Genomic DNA, 22,225 nt, shown 5'->3' with positions numbered 1-22,225 from the left:
AGCCGTCGACGAGCGCGCCCGATCAGGACGCGTCGTCGACGGCGATCCGGCTCTCTCAGGTGGCGTCGGGGTCCGGAAACCGGATGAACGCGAGAGCCACGAGGCAGATGACCGCGGTGAGCGCCACGTAGATGGCCACGGACACCGTCGTGCCCGTCGCGGCGAGCAGGGCCACCATCGTGAACGGCGCAAGCCCACCGCCGAGGATGTTGGCGAGCTGGTTGCCGAGGGAGGCCCCCGAGTAGCGCATGCTCGGCGGGAACATCTCGGCGAACATCGATGTCGCCGTGCCGTACATGGCACCGATGGAGACCTGCGCGATCGACAGCCCGAGCAGGATCAGGCCGAAGCTGCGTGTCTCCACCAGCGGGAAGGTCACGAAGGCCCAGACCCCGGCCAGGGCCGCCCCGCCGGCGTAGACGGGCTTGCGCCCGACGAGGTCGGAGAGCCAGGCGAAGCCCACCGTCGCGGCCGCGAACGCGAGCATCGAGAGCATGATCGCGGTCAACATCGTGCCCCGGGGGATCTCCAGCTCCCGCACGCCGTAGTCGAGGCTGCCGGTGACGATCACGTAGAAGAACACCGACGCCACGAGGTAGGTCGCGATCGCCAGCAGCATCTGGCGCGGCCGGCGGAGGACCTCGATCACCGACGAGCGGGGGCGCGCCCCGTCCGAGGCGATGGCGTTCTCGGCCTGCTTGAAGGCCGGGGTGTCCTCGATGAAACGGTGCAGGTAGTAGGCGACCGGGAACATCAGGACCGTCAGCAGGAACGGGATCCTCCACCCCCACGAGGCGAACTGGTCCGCCGAGGTGGAGGTGCTGATCAGGAGGAAGATCAGCGTCCCGCTGATCATGCCGATCGACACCCCGAGCTGGGGCAGGGCGGCGTGCAGGCCCCGCCGTCGCGCCGGTGCGTGCTCCAGAGCGATGAGCGTGACGCCCGCCCACTGGCCGCCCATCGAGATGCCTTGGAAGACCCGCAGCACCGCCAGCAGCACGGGCGCGAGCAGGCCGACGCTCGCGTAGGTCGGCAGAAGGCCGATCAGCAACGTCGCGACGGCCATCAGCATGAGGGCGCCGACGAGAGCGGGCTTCCGGCCGTAACGGTCTCCGATGTGACCGAAGACGACCGCGCCGACGGGACGCCCCGCGAAGCCGACCGCGAACGTGGCGAACGCGGCGAGGACGCCCGCGACCGGGCTCACCGCCGGGAAGAACAGCTTCCCGAAGACCAACGACGCCGCCGTTCCGTAGATCAGGAAGTCGTAGAACTCGATCGACTGCGAGGCGATCGCCGCCGGCAGGACCTTGCGGGACCGGGTCGTCGTCCGTGCGGGCTCCACCTCTGTCCGGGCGTCGTCGTGAAGCGTCATCGCCTGCCTCTCCTCCGGCACCCGGAGGGCGCCCCGTCACCACCCGCGGAAACCGTCCACGGCGACATGCCGGACGATCCGGTCATGTTAAATATATAATGCTCAGTCAACGGTCGAGATCACAAGACCGAACTCGCGGCTCCCCGTCGGGGCCGGGGCGTCGCGTGGGAGGTTCACGTCATGTCATGTGCCGGCACGCCTGTCGACCACACCTCGCCCACGGCGTTCTTCCGGGTCGACGGCGGCCTGTTCGTGCCGCTGCCACGAGCGAAAAGCGGCTGGGGCGGGCCGGACGGCGCCGGACAGCTCCGGGGCACAGCGGTCAGCGGCCTCCTCGCGCGGGCCGCCGAACGCGCCGCGTATGGCCTCGAGGGCGCCGCGCGCTTTCGCCCCGTGCGATGGACGCTGGACCTCTTCCGGCCCGGCGCGATGGTGCCGAGCACCGTCGAGACCACCATCGTCCGGGGCGGGCGCAGGCTCCGCCTGGTCGATGCGTTCCTGGTCCAGGACGGCACGACGATGGCCCGCGCCACCCTGCTGCTGCTGGCCGTCGGCGGACCGTCGGCGGGCACGGCGTGGACCGGTCCGCTGCCCGACGCCCCTGAGGCTCCACCGGGGGACCTCTGGCCCGATCCCGTCGAGCCGATCCTCTACCGCAGCGACGACGGCTGGTCGGACGACCCCGGCGCCCACATCAACGCCTCGCGCAAGGCGGTCTGGTTCCCTGCCGCGCCCCTCGTCGAGGGCGAGAACCCGACCCCTTTCGAGCACGTCGCGGTCCTGGCCGATGCCGCGAACCTGACCAGCAGCTGGGGCACCCGCGGCGTCGAGTTCATCAACGCCGACGCCACCCTCACCCTCACCCGCCTGCCGGCCCACGGCGAGGGCGTAGGCATGATCGCCACCTCGCGCGTCGAGTCCGACGGCTTGGGCATCGGCACCACGACCGTCTTCGACCGGCACGGCCCGCTCGGAAGCGCGGTCGTCTCCACGCTCGCCAACGGCGGTCACGCCGTGGACCCAGCGCGAACCCGGTGAGGCGCACGAGAGCGCACAGGCCCGGTGTGGGTACCGCTGACGTCACACCACGAGCTGTCTCGGACGGTCACCGCAGATGATCGACATAGGCGGCCAGGAGCACTGACCAGCACAAACGAGCACCACTGATCACCAAGCTGGTCCTGATGGCGATGTCAACTGAAGTTGGCCCCGGGGTGACAGTCCTCGTTGGCTCCCGCGGCGGAGGTGCTCGTGGTGCTGGGTGACGAGCCCGGCCGCTGTGCGGGAGTGGCTTGATCTTGACGGCTGTTGTCCGTCCAGCCACTAGAGTTCGCGGAAGGTGATCGTCGATGGTGGGTCGCTCGGCGCGCGAGAGCGTGCGTCGGCTCGGGCCGCGGGCAAGCGTTGGTGGAAGGAGCGTGTTCTCGATGCCGACGGGAGCCCCGGTCGATGGGTTCACCCTGAGCTTCGACCGTCTGGGATCGGCTGGTCGGCCGCCGGTGGTCCTGCTTCATGGCTGGCCCGGGGACCGGACAGACATGGCATCCGTCGCCGAGAGGCTTGGGGACGAGTTCGACGTCGTCGTGCCGGACCTGCGCGGTTTCGGCGCCTCGGATAAGCACCTCCGCGACCCCGGCGACTACTACAGCCTGGTGGCCCAGGCCCGCAGTGTCGCGGGACTGATCGAAGAGCTGGGGCTCTCCCAAGTCGTGCTGGGCGGTTACGACATCGGCAGCAGGGTCGGTCAGCAGCTCGCGAAGGACAGGCCCGACCTGCTCAGCGCCATGGTCATCACGCCACCAGCTCCGGGCGTCGGGTCACGGATCCTCAGCGAAGGTCCGTTTCGCGAGTTCTGGTATCAGTCCTTCCATCATCTCGACCTGGCCGAGAAGCTCCTCGACGGGAAACCGGACGCTGTGCGGGACTATCTGGAGTACTTCTGGACCCACTGGTCCGGCCCTGACTTCGTCGTGGACGCCGCCCGGCTTGAGCACCTGACGTCGGCGTATGGCCCCGCCGGCGCGTTCGTTGCTTCGATCGGGTACTACCGAGCGGCCGGAAGCGTCGTGGCGCGCTACCTGGGCGAGACGGTCCCCGACGAGAAGATCATGGTCCCCACGACGTTCCTGTGGGCCGAGCACGACCCCCTGTTCCTGCGCGCCTGGTCCGACCGCGTCGGAGAGTTCTTCGCGCAGGTCACCGTCCAGCTCGTGGACGGGGTCGGTCACTTCGTCCCGGTCGAAGCGCCCGACATCTTCGCCGGCGCCAGCGTGCAAGCGAGCAAGTAGGCCCCTGACGGGCCGGTAGCCGGAGCCGTCTGAGACCGCGAAAGACGGCAGGGTCCGAAAGATCAGGAGTCCGCTCCTCGTCGGGCGCGGGCGTGGGCGAGTCGGTAGGACTGGGTGCCAGTTTCGATGATCTGAACTGCTCCGGCGTGTCAGGAGACCAGGACGCCTGGCGAAGCAGGCAATGGTGGCCTCCAACGCCAGAGGCATCGCGCCGGCGCAAAGCGGCAGGAGGGGGCGCCGGCCCAGCCGCGTCACCCCGACGGCAGACGACATTCGAGCCGACCGCTGATGGGGTGAAACCTGCCCGTCCCACCCATCCCAGGAGCCTCTCGTGCCTCGCCGCTCGTCCGGCCACCCTGATCCTCAGCGGTCCCGCAACGAGCGGATTGAGCGACAGGTCGCTCGGGAGTTGCGAGTCGAATCGGAGCGCGAGCAGGCCCGAGCCGCCCGTGAGGCCAAGCAACGCGAACGCGACGCCAGAGGCGCTGAGCAGGCCGCTCGCCGCACCGCCGCGGAACGCCGCACGAGCGATCTCCAACTGCACGTCACCGAGCTGACATCGATTGAGGTTGGCCCCGCGGACCGGACACCAGCAGTGTGGAGTCAGTGATCTTGGTTAGGGGCGGTGTGGCGGGCTTCGTAGTCCACCGGGCGATGAACGAGTTCACTTGAGTGCTGGGCCGTCAGGACCGGCTGCGCCAAGACTTCAAGGATCACGCTGCAGCGCTCGACAGCGCGTGGAACTGGTCCGTGGCGATCCCCACACTCTCGAGAGCGCCAAGCGTGCCGCCGCCGGCCCCAGGTCGCTTCGGCGGAACGCAGCGACGTCACCGGCGCGCCCACCTTCGCCGTCGACCCATACCTTCGTCGAAAGGCCAGGGTTCGTCTGAGAGGCGACAACCAGTCGTTCGTCAGAGGACGAACCGTGTCACGCTCTCGGCGACGCACGCGGGCTTCGCGGCGCCATGAATCTCCACGATTGTTGACCAGACCACTTGTACGGCGCCCTCGAATACATCGACATCCGCCAGGGTCGCGGTGGCGCGCAATGACGATCCGACGAGCACCGGGGCGGGTAGACGGACCTTGTTGAGTCCGTAGTTCAACGCCATCCGGACTCCGTCCACGCGGTAGAGCGAGTTCAGGAACTCCGGCAACATCGTCAGCGTCAGGTAGCCGTGGGCGATCGTCGCGCCGTATGGCCCGTCGACGGCCCGCTGCGGGTGGACGTGGATCCATTGGCGATCGTTGGTGAGATCAGCGAAACGATCGATCCGGTCCTGGTCCACAACGATCCAGCCAGTCGGACCGAGCCGCTCGCCCACGGAAGCGGTCAGGTCGCCGGCGCCGTTGAATCTGCGCATGATCCTCTCGTGTCGTGGTGCGGTCACAACTCCTCGAAGTACCCGTCGTCCCACAGAATCGTTCGCGAACCGTCGGGGTTGGACTCGGCCAGCGAGTTGATCCGCTCGAGGTAGGCGGGATCCCTGTTGTCACCGATGAGGACCGGGAGGTTGGCGCCGGCCCAGGCCGGAAGCGCCGCGAAGCGATGGCTGGTTCGGGTCTCGAGGTACCAGATGATCGTGACGATCGTCCCGACCTCTTCGTACCACGACGTCTGCTCGATGCTCGGCGTGATGCGGTGGTAGTAGGTGCGCTGCACAGCGTGGCGGCCCGCGTGAGGACCTTGCTTCACGGTGTAGTCGATGGTGTCGGGTCCCATGACGACAGGGTCGAACAGCCACCCGTTGGGCTGGAACCAGCGGAACCGCGAACCAAGAATCGTCTCCATCGTTCTCCAATCTCATGCGCTCACATGTGCCGGCCACCCGTGACCTCCAGGACGGTGCCGGTCATGTAGGACGACAGTTCGCTGGCGAGGAACAGCGCGGTGTTGGCGATCTCGTCGGGTCGCCCGGCTCGGCCGAGTGGGATCTCAGCGAGCTTCGCCTCGTAGGCCGCCCGGGGCATGGCGGCGGTCATGGCGGTGTCGATGAGGCCGGGCTGGATCGCGTTCACCCGGACGCCGAAGCGGGCGAGTTCTTTGGCCGCGGCCTTGGTCAGCCCCACCATGCCGGCCTTGGCCGCGCTGTAATTGGTCTGACCGAACATCCCGACCTTGCCCGAGATCGAGGACATGGTGATGATCGAGCCCCCGCCCGCGCGCATCGCCGCACCGGCGGCGCGGGTTCCGAGCCAGGCCCCCAGCAGGTGTACGTCGGTGACGGCGCGGAAGTCCTCGGCGGTCATCTTCGCCATGGTGCGGTCCCGGGTGACGCCGGCGTTGTTGACCATCACGTCGAGGCGCCCGAAGTGGTCGGTCGAGGCGGCGACGGCGGCCTCGACCTGGTCCTCGTCGGTGACGTCGCAGCGCACGACGATGGCCGATCCGAGCTTCTCGGCCGCCGTCACGGCGGCGTCGAGGTCGACGTCGGCGATCACCACCGAGGCGCCGTGGGCGACGAACGCCTCGGCAATCGCGTAGCCGAGCCCCTGCGCGGCGCCGGTGACGACGGTCCCGTATCCCGCGAGCAGCGTCACGGCCGGCCTCCTCGTCGTGTCGGCGGTGCTCACCGGGCCGCCGAGCGCAGTGCGGCGCGGGCGATGATGAGCTGCTGGATCTGGCTGGTGCCCTCGTAGATCCGGAACAGCCGGGCGTCGCGGTAGAAGCGCTCGACCGCCACGCCGCGCATGTAGCCCGAGCCACCGTGGATCTGGACCGCACGGTCGGCGATGCGCCCGACGGCCTCGGAGCAGAAGTACTTGGCCGTGGAGGGGCCCAGGGTGGTGTCGGAGGCGTCGTCGTAGGCCTTCGCGGCCTGGCGGACCAGGGCGCGTCCGGCGTGCCAGTCGGTGACCGAGTCGGCCACGAGGCCCTGGACGAGCTGGTAGGAGGCGATCGGGGCTCCGCCCTGCTCGCGTGCCGTGGCGAAGGTCGTGGTCTCGTGGACCAGGCGGGCGGCCATGCCCATGCACAGCGCGGCGATGTGCAGCCGGCCGTGGGTGAGGCACTTCATGGCCGTGACGAAGCCGCGGTGCAGGCCCTGCTCGCCGCCGACGAGGTTCGCGGCCGGTACCCGGACGTCGTCGAGGTAGACCTCGCAGGTCCAGGCGCCGCGCTGGCCCATCTTGGCGTCGTGGGGGGAGAAGGAGACCCCGGGCGCGTCCGTGGGCACGAGGAACGTCGAGATGCCCTTGGCCGGCGGGGCGTCCGGGTCGGTCCGCGCGAAGACCATCAGGACGTCGGCGAGCGGCGCATTGGTGATCCAGCGCTTCTGTCCGTTGATCACCCACTGGTCCCCGTCGCGGATCGCTCTCGTGGTCAGCGAGCTGGGGTCGGAGCCGGCGTCGGGCTCGGTGAGCGCGAAGCTCGCGACCGCGTCGCCGCTGGCCAGGCGCGGCAGCCACTCCCCCCGCTGCTCGGGCGTGCCGCCGGCGAGCAGGACCTGTCCGGCGATGCCGTTGTTGGTGCCGAACAGATTGCGCAGCGCCGGCGTGGTCCACCCGAGCTCCATGGCGACCTCGACCTCTTCGGTCATCGAGAGACCGATTCCCCCGAAGTCCTCGGGGATCGCGAAGCCGTAGAGGCCCATCGCCTTACCGACCTCGCGGATCTTCTCCGGCACCTCGTCGGTCTCCTCGATCTGGTCCTCCAGGGGGACGACCTGCTCGCGGACGAACGCGCGCACCGAGCTCAGGACGTCGGCGAAGTCGGATGGATCCACGGTGTTCCTCCGGACGCGGGGTGAGGTGGGTGCGGGGTCAGACGGTCAGGGCCAGGCGCGTCGCCTGGTCGATGGCGGCCACGGCGTCCAGCTCGGCGGCGACGTCGGCCCCGCCGACCAGCCGAGCGTGGATCCCGCGGGCGGCCAGGGCATCGTGGAGCGTGCGGTCGCTGTCCTGGCCGGCACAGATCACGACGGTGTCGCAGGAGTGCACATGAGCCTGCCCGTCGACGGTGTAGTGCAGCCCGTCGTCGTCGATGGCGTCGTAGCGCACGCCGGGGACCTCGCCGACCCCGGCGCGGCGCAGCCTGCTCCGGAGGATCCAGCCGGTGGACTTTCCCAGGCCTCGTCCCATGCGCTCGCTCGTGCGCTGGAACATGGTGATCTCGTGGGGCACCACGGGGTCGGGCGGTGTGGCGATGACGTCGCCGCGCTGCGCCGGGTCGGTATCGGTCACACCCCAGTCGCGCAGGAAGACCGCCACATCCAGGGCGTGGTTCGGGTCGCCGACCAGAAACTCGGCCATGTCGAAGCCGATGCCGCCACCGCCGATGATCGCCACCCGGCGGCCCGGCCGGACCCGCCCGGTCAGCACGTCGTCGTAGGACACCACCGAGGGGTGATCGATCCCCGGGATGTCAGGACGTCGTGGGGTCACCCCGGTCGAGAGGATGATCTCGTCGTAGTTCTCGGCGGCGAGCTCGTCGGCCTCGACGCGCCGGCCGAGCCGGACGTCGACCCCGACCCGGGCGAGGCGCACCCGGTAGTAGCGGATGGCCTCGTTGAACTCTGCCTTGCCGGGCACGACCTTGGCCATGTTCCACTGACCACCCAGCTCGTCGGCGGCGTCGTGGAGGACCACACTGTGCCCGCGCTCGGCGGCGGTCAGCGCGAACGCCATGCCGGCGGGACCGGCACCGACCACAGCGATGCGCCGGCGCAGCGTCGGTGCCTCGGCCAGGAACTCGATCTCACGGCCGGCGCGCGGGTTGACCATGCAGGACGCGGTGCGGTCGGTGAAGATCCGGTCGAGGCAGGCCTGGTTGCACGCGATGCAGGTGTTGATCTCCTCCGGCCGATGCTCGCGGACCTTGAGGGTGAAGTCGGGGTCGGCCAGCAAGGGCCGGGCCATGGAGATCAGGTCGGCGTCGCCGTCGGCGAGCAGGGCCTCGGCCAGGTCGGGGTCGTTGATGCGGTTGGAGGCGATCACCGGGAGGGTCACCGCGTCCTTGACCCGCCGCACGGCGAACGTGAAGGCCGCTCGGGGCACGCTGGCCGCGATCGTGGGCACGCTCGACTCGTGCCAACCGATCCCAGTGTTGATCACGTCGGCGCCCGCGTCCTCGACGCGCCGTGCGAGCTCGGCGATCTCGTCGCCGGTCATCCCGTCGTCGACGAGATCGATGGCGGAGATGCGGTAGATGAGCAGGAAGCGCGGACCGAGGCGCTCGCGGACGCGGCGGACGATCTCGACCGGTAGCCGTAGGCGCCCGTCGAGGTCGCCGCCGAACTCGTCGTCGCGGTCGTTGGTGCGCGGTGAGACGAACTCGTTGATCAGGTAGCCCTCCGAGCCCATGATCTCCACGCCGTCGTAGCCGCCCTCGTGGGCGAGTTCGGCGGTGCGGGTGAACTGCTCGACGAGGTCCCAGGCCTCTGCGGTGTCCAGCGCGCGGGGCGTGTAGCGGTTGATGCGTGCGCGGACCGCGGACGGGCCGACGCACTCGGGCACCTTGGCGTAGCGCCCGGCGTGCAGGATCTGCAGCGCGATCAGGCCGCCGGCGTCGTGGACGGCGCCGGTCACCGCCCGGTGCAGGCCGATCTCGCTGTCGTCGGCGAGGACCCCGGAGTCGGGGTCGAGGCGTCCGTCCGGGTGGGGGGCGAACCCGCCGGAGAGGATCAGCCCGACCTCGCCGCGGGCCCGCGCGGCGTAGAACGCCGCCAGGCGCTCCACCGGACGGTCGAGGGTCTCCAGCCTCGTGTGCATGGCGCCCATCACCACGCGGTTGGGCAGGGTGTGCGCACCGACCTCGAGCGAGGAGAGCAGACGCGGATGACGCGTCGACGTGGTGCTCGGTGCGGTGGTGGTCAGTGCTGAGGTCACGACATCTCCGGACGGAAGAGGGGACGGTGCTCGTGGTGTGCGCCGCGGTCCGGGCGGGTCAGCCGGCCATGGTCAGGCCGCCGCTGACCGACAGGACCTGTCCGGTGACGTAGTCGGCGGCGTCCGAGGCGAAGAACAGCACCGCGTCGGCGACCTCGTCGGGCTGTGCGAGACGGCGGAACGGGATCGCGCGGATCAGGCTCTCGCGGACCTTCTCGGGCAGGGTCGCGAACAGCGGGGTGTCGGTCGGGCCGGGGCACACGCAGTTGACGGTGATCCGGTGACGGGCCATCTCGCGGGCGAGGGATTTGGTGAACGCGATCAGGCCGCCCTTGGTGCCGGAGTAGACGGTCTCGCCCATGCTGCCGACTCGCCCCGCGTCGCTGGCGATGTTGACGATCTTCGCTCGAGCACCGGTCTCGGCGGTGATCGCGGTCAGGAAGGCGTGGGTCAGCCGCACCGGACCGAGGAAGTTCACCGCGGCGAGCGACTCCCACAGCGCGTCGTCGTTCTGCAGGAACGGCTCGACGCGGTCGAACCCCGCCCCGTTGACGATCACATGGGGCAGGCCGTGGGCGGCGATGACCTCGTCGCGCAGGGCGATGACCGCGGCCGGGTCGGCGAGGTCGACACGGTGGGTGGTCGCGCCCTCGCCGAGCAGGGGCGCGGTGTCCGCGAGCCCGGCGGCGTCGCGGTCCACCGCGACCACGGTCGCCCCCGCCTTCGCCAGCCGGACAGCGACGGCGCGGCCGATACCCGATGCCGCCCCGGTCACCACTGCCGTCGTGCTCTCGAGCTCCACGCCTGCCTCCGTCGTCGCGATCGGTCGCCGAACAGGAAACTACGACCAGCAAAGGCAATAATCAACCGTCTAGTCGAACCTTCGATATATGGTCGGTTACTGGCTTCTGTGGTTGGCTCCGGCCCGGACGCGCAGCTCGCGCGAGGGTTCGACGACCGGGAGGCGATGAGGGTGACCGTCGAAGAGCACGTCGAGGGACGGGCGACGAAGGGCTACGAGGCGTACGAACAGCTCACGTTCGAGCGCCGGGAGCACGGCGTCCTGCTGATCACGATCAACCGGCCGGACAAGTACAACGCCGCGGACGAGGGCATGCACGGAGAGCTCGCGCGGGTGTGGCGCGACGTCGACGCCGACGCGGAGACGCGCGTCGCGGTGATCACCGGTGCCGGGAAGGCGTTCTCCGCCGGCGGCGACCTGGCCATGGTCGAGCGCCTCGCGGGCGACTACGACCGGATCCAGCACATGCTCAAGGAGATGAGCCAGCTCGTCTACAACATCATCGACTGCGAGAAGCCGATCGTCTCGGCGATCAACGGTGTCGCGGTCGGAGCGGGGACCGTCGCCGCGCTGCTCGCCGACGTCGCCATCGCCGCCGAGGACGCCCGGATCGGCGACGGCCACGTCAAGCTCGGTGTCGCCGCCGGCGACCACGCCGCGATCATCTGGCCGCTGCTCGCCGGCATGGCCAAGGCGCGCTACTACCTGCTGACCGGCGAGATGCTCACCGGCGCCGAGGCCGAGCGCCTCGGCATGGTCGCCAAGGCGTTCCCCCGCGACCAGGTGCTCGACGAGGCCCTGCGTGTGGCCGAGACGCTCGCCACCGGCGCCCAGCCCGCCATCCGCCTGACCAAGCGCAGCCTCAACAACTGGCTGCGCACCGCTGGACCCACCTTCGACCAGTCCGCGGCCTACGAGATGCTGACCTTCCTCGGCCCGGACGTCGTGGAAGGCCATACCGCGCTGCGCGAGAAGCGGGCGCCGCGGTTCCCGTCCGCTCACGACGGCCGCTGAGAGGCGCCGACTACCCGGGGGCGACTACCCGGGGGCGACGAAAAGCCGGACGGCCTCGGCGACGACGGCGTCGCGCTTGCGCCCCTCGGGGTCGGTACTCGGGCGCAGCCACACCGAGGCGTGGTTGAGCACGCCATGCAGGCAGTGCAGAGCGACCTCGAGGTCGGGGCAGTCGAACTCCCCGGTGGCCACACCACGGTCGACGACGGCCCGGAAGATCTCGTTGTGGCGGCGCCGCATCGACTTCATCGAGTCGTCGTGCTCGGTCGGCCAGGAGGTCGGGAAGGAGAAGAGCTTCCCGACCTCCGGGTAGAGCTCGGTCAGCACGTGCAGCTGCTCACCGACCAGCACCCGGAGCTGCTCGGTCGGGGTGCGCTCGCGTGCGGCGAGCTCGGCCTCGAGACGCTCGAGCACGTCGGTGGTCAGCGTCTCCAGCGCTGCCGCCACGAGAGCGTCCTTGCCGGAGAAGTAGTGGTACAGCGTGCCCTTGGCGATGTCGGTGGCCTCGGCCACGTCCTCGAGGCTCATGCCCTGATAGCCGGCGGTCGACAGCATCTGCAGCGTGACCCGCACGATCTCGGCCTTGCGACGGTCGCGGCGGCGCGCGACCCGTGATGACCCCGCGCCCGGGTCCTGACGCTCGCCCTGGCCCTCGATCATCGATGTCATGCACCGAGCGTAGCCCGTCCCAGTGGTCCGGGACTCGGCTCTCGCGTTCGCCGGTCATCCTCTCGCCCACGAGTCGACGATGCGCCACCTCTTCCGACCTTGCGAGCAAAAGCCGACCGATCGGTTGACTGTTCGGCCTGGCAGTCACTAGCGTCGACACGCCAGGACGTTCGGCGCACAGGGGGAGCACGCATGACGGAGACGGCCGTGGCCCGGGTCGAGCGCGAGGACCTCGGCGGGGTGGTCGTGCTGAGCCTCGCCCGGCCACCGGTCAACGCGTTCGACGCCGAGCTGGTCGGCGCGCTCCACGCCGCGGTGTCCGCGGTCTCCGCGGACGAGAACGTGCGGGCCGTGGTGCTGCGGGGCGAGGGCACGGCCTTCTCGGCGGGCGCTGACGTCGAGGCGCTCGCCGCGATGGCCGACCGCGGTGACGTGGACGGGCTGGTGGCCCACGTGACGCGCATGCAGACGGTGTTCTCATCGGTCGCCCGGCTCCCGGTCCCGACCGTGGCCGCCCTGCACGGCTTCGCCGCGGGCGGCGGGCTCGAACTCGCCCTGGCCTGTGATGTCCGGGTGGCCGGCGCCGCGACCCGGCTCGGCCTTCCCGAGACCGGCCTCGGCCTGGTTCCCGGCGCCGGGGGCACCCAGCGCCTCGCCAGCCTGCTCCACCCCGGCACCGCCGCACACATGATCCTCAGTGGGGACCTCGTGCGCGCAGCCGACGCTCCCCCGGGTCTGGTCCAGCATGTCGTCGACGACACCGAGGTCGCCACCGAAGCGATCGCGCTGGCCCGACGGATCGCCAACCGCCCGCGCGCCGCCCTGGTCGCAGCCAAGATCTGCCTGCGCGCCGCGACATCCACCGGGGTCGCGGGCTTCGCCGCCGAAATCGACGCCGTGCGCGAGCTCGGAGCCCGTCCCGACACCGTCGGACTGCTGGCCGGCTTCGCACAGCGACGCGACCGCCGCCCGACCTCCGGATCACCCGCATCACCCGCATCACCCACCGACCCGGCCACCGCGCTGAACACCGAGGAGTGCGCATGAGCCACGCCGCCCCGGTCGCCGTCGACCCCACGCTGCGCGAGCACTACCGCGCGCGGGGGTGGTGGCGCGACCGCACCGTCCTCGACGACCTCCGCGACCACGCGCAACGGCGGCCGGACCGGATCGCGATCGTGGCGCACCGAGCCGACCGCGGCGTCGAGCGCCTGACCTACGGGGAACTCGCCGGGCTGGTCGACCGGTTCGCCGCCGCGCTGCTGGATCTCGGCGTACGCCCCGGCGACGTCGTGTCCTTCCAGCTGCCGAACTGGTGGCAGTTCACGGCCTTGCACCTGGCCTGCGGCCGCATCGAGGCGGTCACCAACGCGATCCTGCCGATCCTGCGGCGCCGCGAGGTCGAGTTCATCTGTCGGCGCCTCGGCTCGCGCGTCTGTGTCGCGCCCGCGACCTATCGCGGCTTCGACTACGCGTCGATGCTGGCCGAGATCGCCGGCGACGTCCCGAGCCTCGAGCATGTGTTCGCCGTCGACGCGGCCCCGGATGTCGAGCTCCCACCCGGTGTCGAGCGTTTCGAACCCGCGTTCGTCGACCGATCGGGGCCCGGCGCACAGGCCGACGCACTCGACACCCTGACCCCCGACCCGGACGCGGTCGCGCAGATCCAATTCACCTCAGGCACCACCGGCGAGCCCAAAGGCGTGATCCATACCTGGAACACCGCATACGCCGGCTCGGCCGTGGTCCCGAAGAGCGCCGGGCTGACCGGTGCGGACACCGTGCTCGCGGTCTCCCCCATGTCCCACACCGTCGGGTTCTACTTCGGGCTGACGATGCCGGTCAGCCTCGGGATGACCGCCGTCTACCAGGACGTCTGGGACCCGCGGGTCATGCTCGAGCTGGCTCGCGGCCACGACGTCGCCTGGACCATGGTGGCGCCCACGTTCCTGGCCGACATCCTCGCCACCGCGGCGTCCGAGCCCGAGCTCGAGCTCCCGGCGCTGCGCAGCATCAGCGCTGCGGGCGCCCCGATTCCCCCCGTCCTGGTCGAGCGATTCCCCGCCCGATTCTGAGCGCGCGTCCACGCGGTGTGGGGCATGACCGAGTGCGGTGCGGTGACCACCACCATCGATCACGACTCGCCGATGGCCGCCGCCGACAGCGACGGCGCGCCCATGCCGTGGAACGAGGTGCGCGTCGTCGAACCCGACGGGTCCGACGACGTCCCGGTCGGCGGTGTCGGGCGCCTCCTGGTGCGCGGCGCGACCCTGTTCACCGGCTACCACGCCCGCCCCGACCTCTACGCGGCCGCGTTCGACGACGACGGCTGGTTCGACACCGGCGACCTCGCCCGGCGCGACCCCGACCAGCGCATCCGGATCTGCGGCCGGTCCAAGGACCTCGTCATCCGCGGCGGCGAGAACATCCCCGTCGTCGAGGTCGAGGCCGCGCTGCTCACCCACCACGGGATCCGCGAGGTCGCCGTCATCGGTCGACCCGACGAACGCCTGGGCGAGCGCGCCTGCGCGGTCGTGGTGCCCACCGATCCCGCGTCCCCTCCGCAACTCGCCGAGCTCGGGGAACATCTGCAGGCCGCCGGGATGGCCCGGCACTTCTGGCCCGAGATGCTCGTCGTGCTCGACGAACTCCCCCGCACCAGCACGGGAAAGATCCAGAAGTTCCGCCTCCGCGACGACCCCGCCGTGCGAGCGGCGGCCCCCGTCGCCGTCCCCCGATGACCGCGACAGCGAGCGCAGGAGGCCCGCTGGCCGATCTGCGCGTGGTGGAGTTCGCTGGCCTGGGGCCCGGCCCTTTCGCGGCGATGCTGCTCGCCGACGCCGGTGCGGACGTGGTCCGCGTCGAGCGACCCGGCGTCCCGCGGGCCGAGGGTCCCCTGGTGCGCGGGCGCACCCGCGTGGACCTCGACGTGAAGACCGCGGACGGCCTCGACGCCGCCCGCTCACTGATCGACTCGTCCGACGTTCTCGTCGAGGGCTTCCGCCCCGGTGTGATGGAACGGCTCGGGCTCGGTCCCCTGCCGTGTCTGGACCGGAATCCGGCACTGGTGTACGCCCGCATGACCGGGTGGGGTCGCACCGGACCTCTCGCCAGCACCGCGGGCCATGACATCAACTACCTGGCCGTGACCGGTGCGCTGGGTTCGATCGTCGGCGATGACCGGGTGCCGGTAGCGCCGCTGAACCTGGTCGCCGACTACGGCGGCGGAGGCATGCTCCTCGTCGTCGGCGTCCTGTCCGCCCTCCACGAGCGCACCGGCAGCGGCCGCGGGCAGGTCGTCGACGCCGCCATGGTCGACGGCGTCAGCCTGCTCATGACCGGCATCTGGAGCCGTCACGCCGAGGGACGTTGGGGCGGCCCGCCGGGCGGCAACGACCTCGACGGGGGCGCCCCCTTCTACACCGTCTATCCCACCGCCGACAGCCGCTTCGTCGCCGTCGGCTGCCTCGAGCCCGAGTTCTACGAGCAACTCCTGCGGGGCCTCGGGCTCGATGCCGGCGACCTGCCGGCCCAGTGGGACCGCGCACGCTGGCCGGAGCTGCGAGCCCGCCTCGCCGACGTGTTCGCGAGCCGGACCCGGGAGGCCTGGACCACGGTGTTCGCCGGCACCGACGCGTGCGTCACCCCGGTCCGCGACCTCAGCGAGGCACCGAGCGACCCGCACCTGGCCGCCCGCGGGACCCTGCGCGACCGCGAGGGCGAGATCCACCCCTCGCCCGCCCCGCACCTGTCCCGCACACCGCTGCCCGGACCGAGCAGCCCCGATCGGCTCGTCGATATCGAGAGCGATGTGTCGTCGATCCTCGCCCGCTGGGCCGTCGCCCCTGGAGCTGTCCATGCGTGATGTGGTGATCTGCTCGCCGGTACGGACCCCGGTGGGCCGCTTCGGCGGTGCGTTGCGCGCCCTGCCGGCTGTCGAGCTCGCTGCCCTGGTCATCGACGCGGTCCTTGCACGCAGTGGCCTGCCTCCCGAGGCGGTCGACGACGTCGTGCTCGGGCACTGCTACCCCACCGCCGAGGCGCCGGCCATCGGTCGGGTTGCCGCTCTCGACGCGGGCCTGCCCGTCACCGTCGGCGGGATGCAGGTCGACCGGCGTTGCGGGTCGGGTCTGCAGGCCGTGCTGCAGGCGGCAGCTTCCGTGCGTGGGGGCGAGGCAGATCTCGTCCTGGCCGGGGGCGCCGAATCGATGTCGAACGCGCCGTTCTACTCCACGAGTCTGCGTTGGGGCGCTCGCACGGGCCCGGGCGTGATGTTGCACGACGCCCTCACCCGAGGCCGAGTGACCGTCGGCGGGCGATACCACCCCACCCCGGGTGGGATGCTGCAGACCGCCGAGACGCTGCGCGAGCAGTACCGGATCAGCCGCGGCGACCAGGACGACTACGCCGCGCGCAGCCACCACCGTGCCGCCGCAGCCCAGGGGGAGGGCCGCTTCGCCGACGAGATCGTGTCCGTCGAGGTCCCGACGCGACGCGGTTCCACCCTCGTGGACGCCGACGAGCACGTCCGCGCGGACACCACCGCCGACATGCTCGCCGAGTTGCGCCCTGTCCTGCGCGAGGACGACCCGGACGCCACGGTCACCGCGGGCAACGCCGCCGGGCAGAACGACGGCGCCGCGCTCTGCGTCGTCACCCATCCCGATCGAGCCGCCTCGCTCGGCCTGATCCCGCTGGCGCGCCTCGTCGCGTGGGGCCAGGCGGGCGTCGCCCCCGAGGTCATGGGTATCGCGCCGGTCCCGGCCAGCGCGGTCGCGCTCGAGCGGGCCGGACTCACCCTCGCAGACGTCGACCTGATCGAAGTGAACGAGGCCTTCGCCGTGCAGGTTCTTGCCTGCGCGCAGGAATGGAAGCTCGACGACGCCGACCACGACCGGCTCAACGTCAACGGTTCAGGCATCTCGCTGGGGCACCCGGTCGGCGCGACCGGAGGGCGAATCCTCGCCACACTGCTCCACGAGATGGACCGCCGTCAGGCCCGCTACGGCCTGGAAACCATGTGCATCGGCGGTGGCCAGGCGCTGGCCGCGGTTTTCGAGCGCCTCGCATCCTGACCGGTCACCCACTCACGAGCAGGAGCACGACGCATGGCACGCCTCGCCCAGACCGCCGGCCTGACCGATGTGCAGTCCGAGATCCTCTCCACGGTCCGCGACTTCGTGGACAAGGAGATCATCCCGCACGCGCAGCAGCTCGAGCACGACGACGTCTACCCACAGGACATCGTCGACGGGATGAAGGAGATGGGCCTGTTCGGGCTCATGATCCCCGAGGAGTTCGACGGTCTGGGCGAGTCGCTCCTGACTTACGCGCTGGTGGTCGAGCAGATCGCCCGCGGGTGGATGAGCGTCTCGGGCGTCATCAACACCCACTTCATCGTGGCCTACATGCTGCGCCAGCACGGCACGCCCGAGCAGAAGGCGCACTACCTGCCGAAGATGGCGACCGGCGAGATCACCGGCTCGTTCTCCATGTCCGAGCCCGACCTCGGCTCCGACGTCGCCGCGATCAAGACCAGCGCGAAGGCCGACGGCCCCGGACCTGACGCTGACTACGTGGTCAACGGCGCCAAGATGTGGCTGACCAACGGCGGCTCGTCGAACCTGTCGGCGGTGCTGGTCAAGACCGACGAGGGCGCCGAGAAGCCCTACCAGAACCTGACGACGATCCTCGTCGACAAGGAGCGGGGCTTCGGCAAGGTCGCCGAGGGCCTCAGCATCCCCGGCAAGATCGACAAGATGGGCTACAAGGGCGTCGACACCACCGAGATGGTGTTCGACGGCTTCCGCATCCCGCGCTCGCAGGTGCTGGGCCACGCGCCCGGCAAGGGCTTCGCCCAGATGATGGACGGCGTCGAGGTCGGGCGCGTCAACGTCGCCGCCCGCGCCTGCGGCATCGCGATCCGCGCCTTCGAGCTCGGCATCTCCTACGCCCAGCAGCGCTCCACGTTCGGCAAGCCGATCGCGCAGCACCAGGCGATCGCGTTCAAGCTCGCCGAGATGGCCACCAAGGTCGAGGCGGCGCACCACATGATGGTCAACGCCGCCCGGCTCAAGGACCGCGGCGAGCGCAACGACGTCGAGGCCGGGATGGCCAAGATGATCGCCTCCGAGTACTGCAAGGAGGTCACCGAGGAGTCCTTCCGCATCCACGGCGGCTACGGCTACTCCAAGGAGTACGAGATCGAGCGCCTCATGCGCGAGGCGCCGTTCCTGCTCATCGGCGAGGGCACCTCGGAGATCCAGAAGACGATCATCAGCCGCGGCCTGCTCAAGGACTACAAGCTGCGCTGACGCGAGGGCCATCGCGGTGGCGTCACCGCCATCACCACAGGGCCGCTGAGGAGAGGAGGCAGAGCGTGCGGGCGATGGTGCTGGAGGAGTTCGGGGCACCCCTGGTCATGCGTGACGTCGACGAGCCGACCCCGGTCCCGGGCCAGGTGCTGGTCAGGGTCGTCGCCAGTGGCGTCAACCCGCTGGATACCAAGATCCAGGCCGGGCAGGCCGCGCACGCCCAGGTGGCGCCGCCGGCGATCCTGGGCCTCGACCTGGCCGGCGTGGTGGAGGCGATCGGCCCCGACGTCAGCGACTTCCGACCCGGGGACCGGGTCTACGGCATGACCGGTGGCGTCGGCGACCTACCGGGCTCCCTGGCCGAACGGGTCGCGGTCGACGCCCGGCTGCTGGCGCCCGCCCCATCCGGCACCCGGCTGCGCGACGCGGCCGCCCTCCCACCGGTCACGATCACAGCCTGGGAAGGATTGGTCGACCGGGCCGGCGTGCGGTCAGGGCACAAGGTGCTCGTGTATGGCGGCGCCGGCGGCGTGGGGCGTGCGGCGATCCAGATCGCGCAGGCACGAGGGGCTCAGGTGTACGCGACGGGCAGCCCGGCTCGACTCAGGACCATCGCTCGGCTCGGCGCCACCCCCGTCGACCCCACGACCAGCAGCGTCGAGGAGTACGTGCAGAAGTACACCGACGGCAAAGGCTTCGACATCGTCTACGACACCGCCGGCGGCGCCACCCTCGACAACGCTTTCGCCGCCGCGCGCTTCCACAGCGGCCACGTGGTCAGCGCCCTGGGCTGGGGAACGCACAACATCGCTCCATTGTCCTTCCGCGGGGCCACCTACTCGGGAGTCTTCACCCTGCTGCCCATGCTCACCGGCCGCGGGCGCGAGCACTACGGCGCGATCCTGCGGCAGGTCGCAGAGCTGGTGGACGCCGGCCGGCTGACGCCGCAGCTCGATCGACGCTCCTTCCGGCTCGCCGATGTCGAAGCCGCGCACACCGCCGTGACCGACGGCAGCGTCACCGGCAAGATCGTGATCGACGTTCCGTAGGGCGTGACCGACGGCGCAGCGCCAGGAACGAGCTCCAACCGCTATAGTGAACTGATCGTTCAGTTCGCTTTAACGAGGGCCGCACCGTCATGTCTCGCATCTTCCTCATTACCGGGGTGAGTACCGGGCTGGGCCGGGCGTTCGCCGAGGGCGCGCTCGCCGCCGGTCACGTCGTGGTCGGCACGGTCCGCACCCGAGCCGACGCCGAGGCATTCGGCGCCCTTAACCCCGAGCGGGCATACGCCCGCGTCCTCGACGTCACCGACGAGGAGGCCGTCGCCACGACCGTCACGCAGGTCGAGTCGGGCGTGGGTCCGGTGGACGTCCTCATCGCCAACGCGGGTTACGGCCACGAGGGACTGTTCGAGGAATCGACGATGGCGCAGCTGCGCCACCAGTTCGAGGTGAACGTGTTCGGCGCGGTCTCGGTGATCAAAGCCGTGCTGCCCGGGATGCGGGCGCGCCGCTCCGGACACGTCATGGCCGTGACCTCGATGGGCGGCCTGCGCACCTTTCCCGGCCTGTCCTTCTACCACGGCAGCAAGTTCGCCCTGGAGGGGATCCTCGACGCCCTCGCGCGCGAGGTCGCCGACCTGGGCGTGCACGTCACCGCGATCGCGCCGGGCGGCTTTCGCACCGACTGGGCGGGACGCTCGATGGTGCGGGCCGAGCGCTCGATCGCCGACTACGACGCACTGTTCGACCCCCTTCGCGCCAATCGGCAGGCTGGCAGCGGTCACCAGCTCGGTGACCCGGCGAAGGCCGCCGACGCCGTGCTGCAGATCGTCGACGTGCCCCAGCCGCCCGCGCACCTGCTGCTCGGTTCCGACGCGGTCCGCCTCGTCGGCGAGGCGCGCGCCGCGGTCGACGAGGAGCTCGCGCAGTGGGAGGGACTCTCCCGCTCGACCGATTACGCCGATGGCCACCAGATCCGCTGACGTGGCCCGGCCCACCGACTCGCGCTCCCCCGCGGGTCCGCCGGCGCACGGGTTCGCCGTCGCCGTCGTGGTCCTGCTGCTCGTCATCGGCGCGAGCAGCGTGCCCTCGCCCCTTTACAGCCTCTACCAGCAGGCCTGGGCGATCACCCCGGTCACGGCGACCGTCACCTATGCCTGTTATGCCGTCGGGGTCCTGCTGGCCCTGGGCGCGAGCAGGCGCCTGCGCGGTGTGGGGCCGCGACCGCTGATGTTCTCGGCCCTGGCCGGGGTCGTCACCGCGGCGGCGCTCGCCGCCACCGCCGACGCGGTGTGGGTGCTGGACCTCGCCCGGGTCGTGCAGGGCGTTTCGACCGGTCTGATCAGCGGCACCGCGGCGTCGGCCCTGACGATGCTGCACCGGCGTCGTGACGCGCGGCGCGCGGCAGCCGTCACCAGCGCCACGACCGCCGCGGCCATCGGGCTGGGAGCGGCCGGCTCGGGCGCCCTCGTCCAGTGGGCGCCCGTACCGCTGGTCACCCCCTACGCGACCCTCGCCACCCTTGCGGTGCTCGCCGCGGTCGCGCTGGCGACCGTCCCGTCGGGCGCCCTCCCCGCGCCGCGAGGCCAGGAGCCGCGGGCCCACGAGCCGCGGCCGCGCAGGCGCCTTCGGCTCTCCGCGGCGTCGCGGCAAAGCCTGGGTTTGGCGGGCCCGCTCGTGGTCTCGAGCTGGGCGGTCAGCGGGGTCTACCTCGCGCTCGGGGTCGAGCTGACCTCGGGGTTGCTCGGGACCGGCAACCGCGCGGTCGCGTCGCTGATCATCGTGGTGCTGCAGTGCGCCGGCGGGCTCGTCCAGGTCCTCGCCCGTGGGTGGGAGACCCGACACGCCGCGGCCGGCGGCTCCGCCGCCCTCGCCGTCGGCCTCGCCGCGGCGGTGCTCGCTGCGGCCCAGGGGCTGACCGGGGTCTTCTTCGTGGCCTCCACCGTGATCGGCGCCGGATTCGGGCTGTGCTTCCTGGCCGGCCTGCGGATGGTCAACGAGGCGGCCCACGACGGCGAGCGCTCCCGCGCGGTGGGGACGTTCTTCCTGATCGCCTATCTCGCGGTCAGCGGGCCCGCCGTCGGGGCCGGACTCGTCGCCACCTGGTGGGGTCTCGGCACGACCTTCACACTGTTCGGCACCATGGCCGCCCTCGCCTGCACCGTGACCGCTGCGCTCGCACTCCGGCACCGGGAGTGTGCCGCCAACCCGTTCCCCGCGCCTGAGGAGTCGTCGTGACCGTCGACGCTGCGGCCGGCCCCGACGGCGAGGAGGAGCGCCACGCGACCGAACGGCGGCGTCCCCAGCGGCCGCGGAGCATCCGGGCGCGCCAAGCCGTGCTCGACGCGACGAACACCCTGCTCGATGAGGGCGGGCTGCCCGTCACGACGGTGGACGCGATCAGTGCGCGGTCCGGGGTCAGCAAGGCCACCATCTACAAGCACTGGCCCAGCCGAGTCGCGGTCGCGGCCGAGGCGTTCGGGCTGCACATGCGATCGGCATTGCCGTTGCCCGATACTGGGAGCGCCCGTGGCGACCTCACCGCCCAGGTCCGGCAGGTCAGCGACTTCTACGCCAGCCCCCGTGGCGCCGTGTTCGCCCAGCTCCTGGCCGCCTCGGTCACCGACCCCGACGGCGCTGGGTTCTTCCGGACGTTCTTCCTCGCCGACCGCCGCAAGGCCATCGCCGAGCTGTGGGCGCGCGCCCTCGAGCGCGGCGAGGTCGACGCCACCGTCGACGTCGAGGTCGCCCAGGACCTCCTGTTCGGACCCCTGATCTTCCGCCTGCTCACCGGACACGCCGAGCTCGACAGAGCCAACGCCGAGGCGATCGCCGCGGCCGCCTTCGACGGGCTCACCCGCGCCCGATCCGACCTCAGCTGAGGGTGCGGTCGCGGCCACGTCCCGGAGGTCCCGGCCTCACCGAGGGCGGGC

The 22,225-nt window shown here is 71.0% G+C and carries 20 protein-coding genes and 1 pseudogene; 13 read left to right on the top strand and 8 right to left on the bottom strand.

The features are described from left to right. Window positions 1–55: 55 nt before the first annotated feature. Window positions 56–1,375 (bottom strand): MFS transporter, encoded by a 1,320-nt coding sequence (locus AC2A1K_RS05850; protein WP_483895377.1) that lies wholly within the window; start codon window positions 1,373–1,375, stop codon window positions 56–58. Window positions 1,376–1,555: 180 nt separating this feature from the next. Here AC2A1K_RS05850 and AC2A1K_RS05845 point away from each other — a divergent pair, with 180 nt between their 5' ends. Together AC2A1K_RS05845 and AC2A1K_RS05840 are read left to right on the top strand one after the other, a co-directional pair. Continuing rightward, window positions 1,556–2,413 (top strand): acyl-CoA thioesterase domain-containing protein, encoded by an 858-nt coding sequence (locus AC2A1K_RS05845; protein WP_483895376.1) that lies wholly within the window; start codon window positions 1,556–1,558, stop codon window positions 2,411–2,413. Window positions 2,414–2,802: 389 nt separating this feature from the next. Beyond that, window positions 2,803–3,663 (top strand): alpha/beta fold hydrolase, encoded by an 861-nt coding sequence (locus AC2A1K_RS05840; protein ID WP_483895486.1) that lies wholly within the window; start codon window positions 2,803–2,805, stop codon window positions 3,661–3,663. A 911-nt stretch (window positions 3,664–4,574) separates the two neighbouring features. Here the strand turns inward: AC2A1K_RS05840 and AC2A1K_RS05835 are convergent. From AC2A1K_RS05835 to AC2A1K_RS05810, 6 genes are read right to left on the bottom strand one after another with little or no spacing between them, the layout of a single operon-like run. Continuing rightward, on the bottom strand, window positions 4,575–5,027 hold the full coding sequence (locus AC2A1K_RS05835) for a MaoC family dehydratase (RefSeq protein WP_483895375.1): 453 nt from the start codon (window positions 5,025–5,027) through the stop codon (window positions 4,575–4,577). 23 nt (window positions 5,028–5,050) lie between these two features. Next, entirely contained in the window at window positions 5,051–5,455 is a 405-nt protein-coding gene (locus AC2A1K_RS05830) for a phenolic acid decarboxylase (RefSeq protein WP_483895374.1), read from the bottom strand. A gap of 20 nt (window positions 5,456–5,475) precedes the next feature. Further along, the gene (gene fabG, locus AC2A1K_RS05825) at window positions 5,476–6,204 is read right to left on the bottom strand and encodes a 3-oxoacyl-ACP reductase FabG (RefSeq protein WP_483895373.1); all 729 of its coding nucleotides are present in this window, start codon (window positions 6,202–6,204) and stop codon (window positions 5,476–5,478) included. A 29-nt stretch (window positions 6,205–6,233) separates the two neighbouring features. Then, window positions 6,234–7,388 (bottom strand): acyl-CoA dehydrogenase family protein, encoded by a 1,155-nt coding sequence (locus AC2A1K_RS05820; RefSeq protein ID WP_483895372.1) that lies wholly within the window; start codon window positions 7,386–7,388, stop codon window positions 6,234–6,236. A 37-nt stretch (window positions 7,389–7,425) separates the two neighbouring features. After that, window positions 7,426–9,489, bottom strand: coding sequence for an oxidoreductase (locus tag AC2A1K_RS05815; protein WP_483895371.1), 2,064 nt, complete (start codon window positions 9,487–9,489; stop codon window positions 7,426–7,428). Between the two features lie 58 nt (window positions 9,490–9,547). Then, window positions 9,548–10,291, bottom strand: coding sequence for an SDR family NAD(P)-dependent oxidoreductase (locus tag AC2A1K_RS05810; RefSeq protein ID WP_483895370.1), 744 nt, complete (start codon window positions 10,289–10,291; stop codon window positions 9,548–9,550). Between the two features lie 171 nt (window positions 10,292–10,462). On the opposite strand from AC2A1K_RS05810, the gene AC2A1K_RS05805 reads away from it, so the two are divergent. Further along, entirely contained in the window at window positions 10,463–11,305 is an 843-nt protein-coding gene (locus tag AC2A1K_RS05805; RefSeq protein WP_483895369.1) for an enoyl-CoA hydratase/isomerase family protein, read from the top strand. A 24-nt stretch (window positions 11,306–11,329) separates the two neighbouring features. Here AC2A1K_RS05805 and AC2A1K_RS05800 read toward each other — a convergent pair whose 3' ends face one another. Continuing rightward, on the bottom strand, window positions 11,330–11,974 hold the full coding sequence (locus AC2A1K_RS05800; RefSeq protein WP_483895368.1) for a TetR/AcrR family transcriptional regulator: 645 nt from the start codon (window positions 11,972–11,974) through the stop codon (window positions 11,330–11,332). A 192-nt stretch (window positions 11,975–12,166) separates the two neighbouring features. Between AC2A1K_RS05800 and AC2A1K_RS05795 the strand changes: the two genes are divergently transcribed. The 10 genes and pseudogenes from AC2A1K_RS05795 to AC2A1K_RS05750 all read left to right on the top strand — a co-directional run bounded on the left by AC2A1K_RS05795 (window position 12,167) and on the right by AC2A1K_RS05750 (window position 22,174). Then, window positions 12,167–13,021: an enoyl-CoA hydratase/isomerase family protein gene (locus tag AC2A1K_RS05795; protein WP_483895367.1), complete on the top strand. Its 855-nt coding sequence runs from the start codon at window positions 12,167–12,169 to the stop codon at window positions 13,019–13,021. After that, window positions 13,018–14,250 (top strand): annotated as a pseudogene (locus tag AC2A1K_RS05790) (AMP-binding protein); the annotation flags it as partial. The gene AC2A1K_RS05795 and the pseudogene AC2A1K_RS05790, both read left to right, overlap by 4 nt. Beyond that, window positions 14,230–14,715, top strand: coding sequence for an AMP-binding enzyme (locus AC2A1K_RS05785; protein WP_483895485.1), 486 nt, complete (start codon window positions 14,230–14,232; stop codon window positions 14,713–14,715). The pseudogene AC2A1K_RS05790 and the gene AC2A1K_RS05785, both read left to right, overlap by 21 nt. After that, window positions 14,712–15,839, top strand: coding sequence for a CaiB/BaiF CoA transferase family protein (locus tag AC2A1K_RS05780; protein ID WP_483895366.1), 1,128 nt, complete (start codon window positions 14,712–14,714; stop codon window positions 15,837–15,839). The genes AC2A1K_RS05785 and AC2A1K_RS05780 overlap by 4 nt, the downstream gene beginning before the upstream one ends. After that, a complete protein-coding gene (locus AC2A1K_RS05775) occupies window positions 15,832–17,049 on the top strand; it encodes an acetyl-CoA C-acetyltransferase (protein ID WP_483895365.1) in 1,218 nt (405 codons plus the stop codon). Before AC2A1K_RS05780 ends, AC2A1K_RS05775 begins: the two co-directional genes overlap by 8 nt. Window positions 17,050–17,082: 33 nt before the next feature. Next, window positions 17,083–18,288: an acyl-CoA dehydrogenase family protein gene (locus AC2A1K_RS05770; protein WP_483895364.1), complete on the top strand. Its 1,206-nt coding sequence runs from the start codon at window positions 17,083–17,085 to the stop codon at window positions 18,286–18,288. A gap of 74 nt (window positions 18,289–18,362) precedes the next feature. Continuing rightward, entirely contained in the window at window positions 18,363–19,337 is a 975-nt protein-coding gene (locus AC2A1K_RS05765) for a zinc-dependent alcohol dehydrogenase family protein (RefSeq protein WP_483895484.1), read from the top strand. A gap of 89 nt (window positions 19,338–19,426) precedes the next feature. Beyond that, window positions 19,427–20,275, top strand: a complete 849-nt coding sequence (locus tag AC2A1K_RS05760; RefSeq protein ID WP_483895363.1) for an oxidoreductase — start codon at window positions 19,427–19,429, stop codon at window positions 20,273–20,275. Next, window positions 20,256–21,530, top strand: coding sequence for an MFS transporter (locus AC2A1K_RS05755; protein WP_483895362.1), 1,275 nt, complete (start codon window positions 20,256–20,258; stop codon window positions 21,528–21,530). Before AC2A1K_RS05760 ends, AC2A1K_RS05755 begins: the two co-directional genes overlap by 20 nt. Next, window positions 21,527–22,174, top strand: coding sequence for a TetR/AcrR family transcriptional regulator (locus tag AC2A1K_RS05750; RefSeq protein WP_483895361.1), 648 nt, complete (start codon window positions 21,527–21,529; stop codon window positions 22,172–22,174). Before AC2A1K_RS05755 ends, AC2A1K_RS05750 begins: the two co-directional genes overlap by 4 nt. Window positions 22,175–22,225 lie beyond the last annotated feature (51 nt).

It is taken from the genome of Actinomycetospora sp. 2LY8.5, from assembly GCF_057180585.1.
The sequence above is the reverse complement of the archived record's forward strand: the minus strand, read 5'-3'. Positions and strand labels throughout refer to the sequence as shown.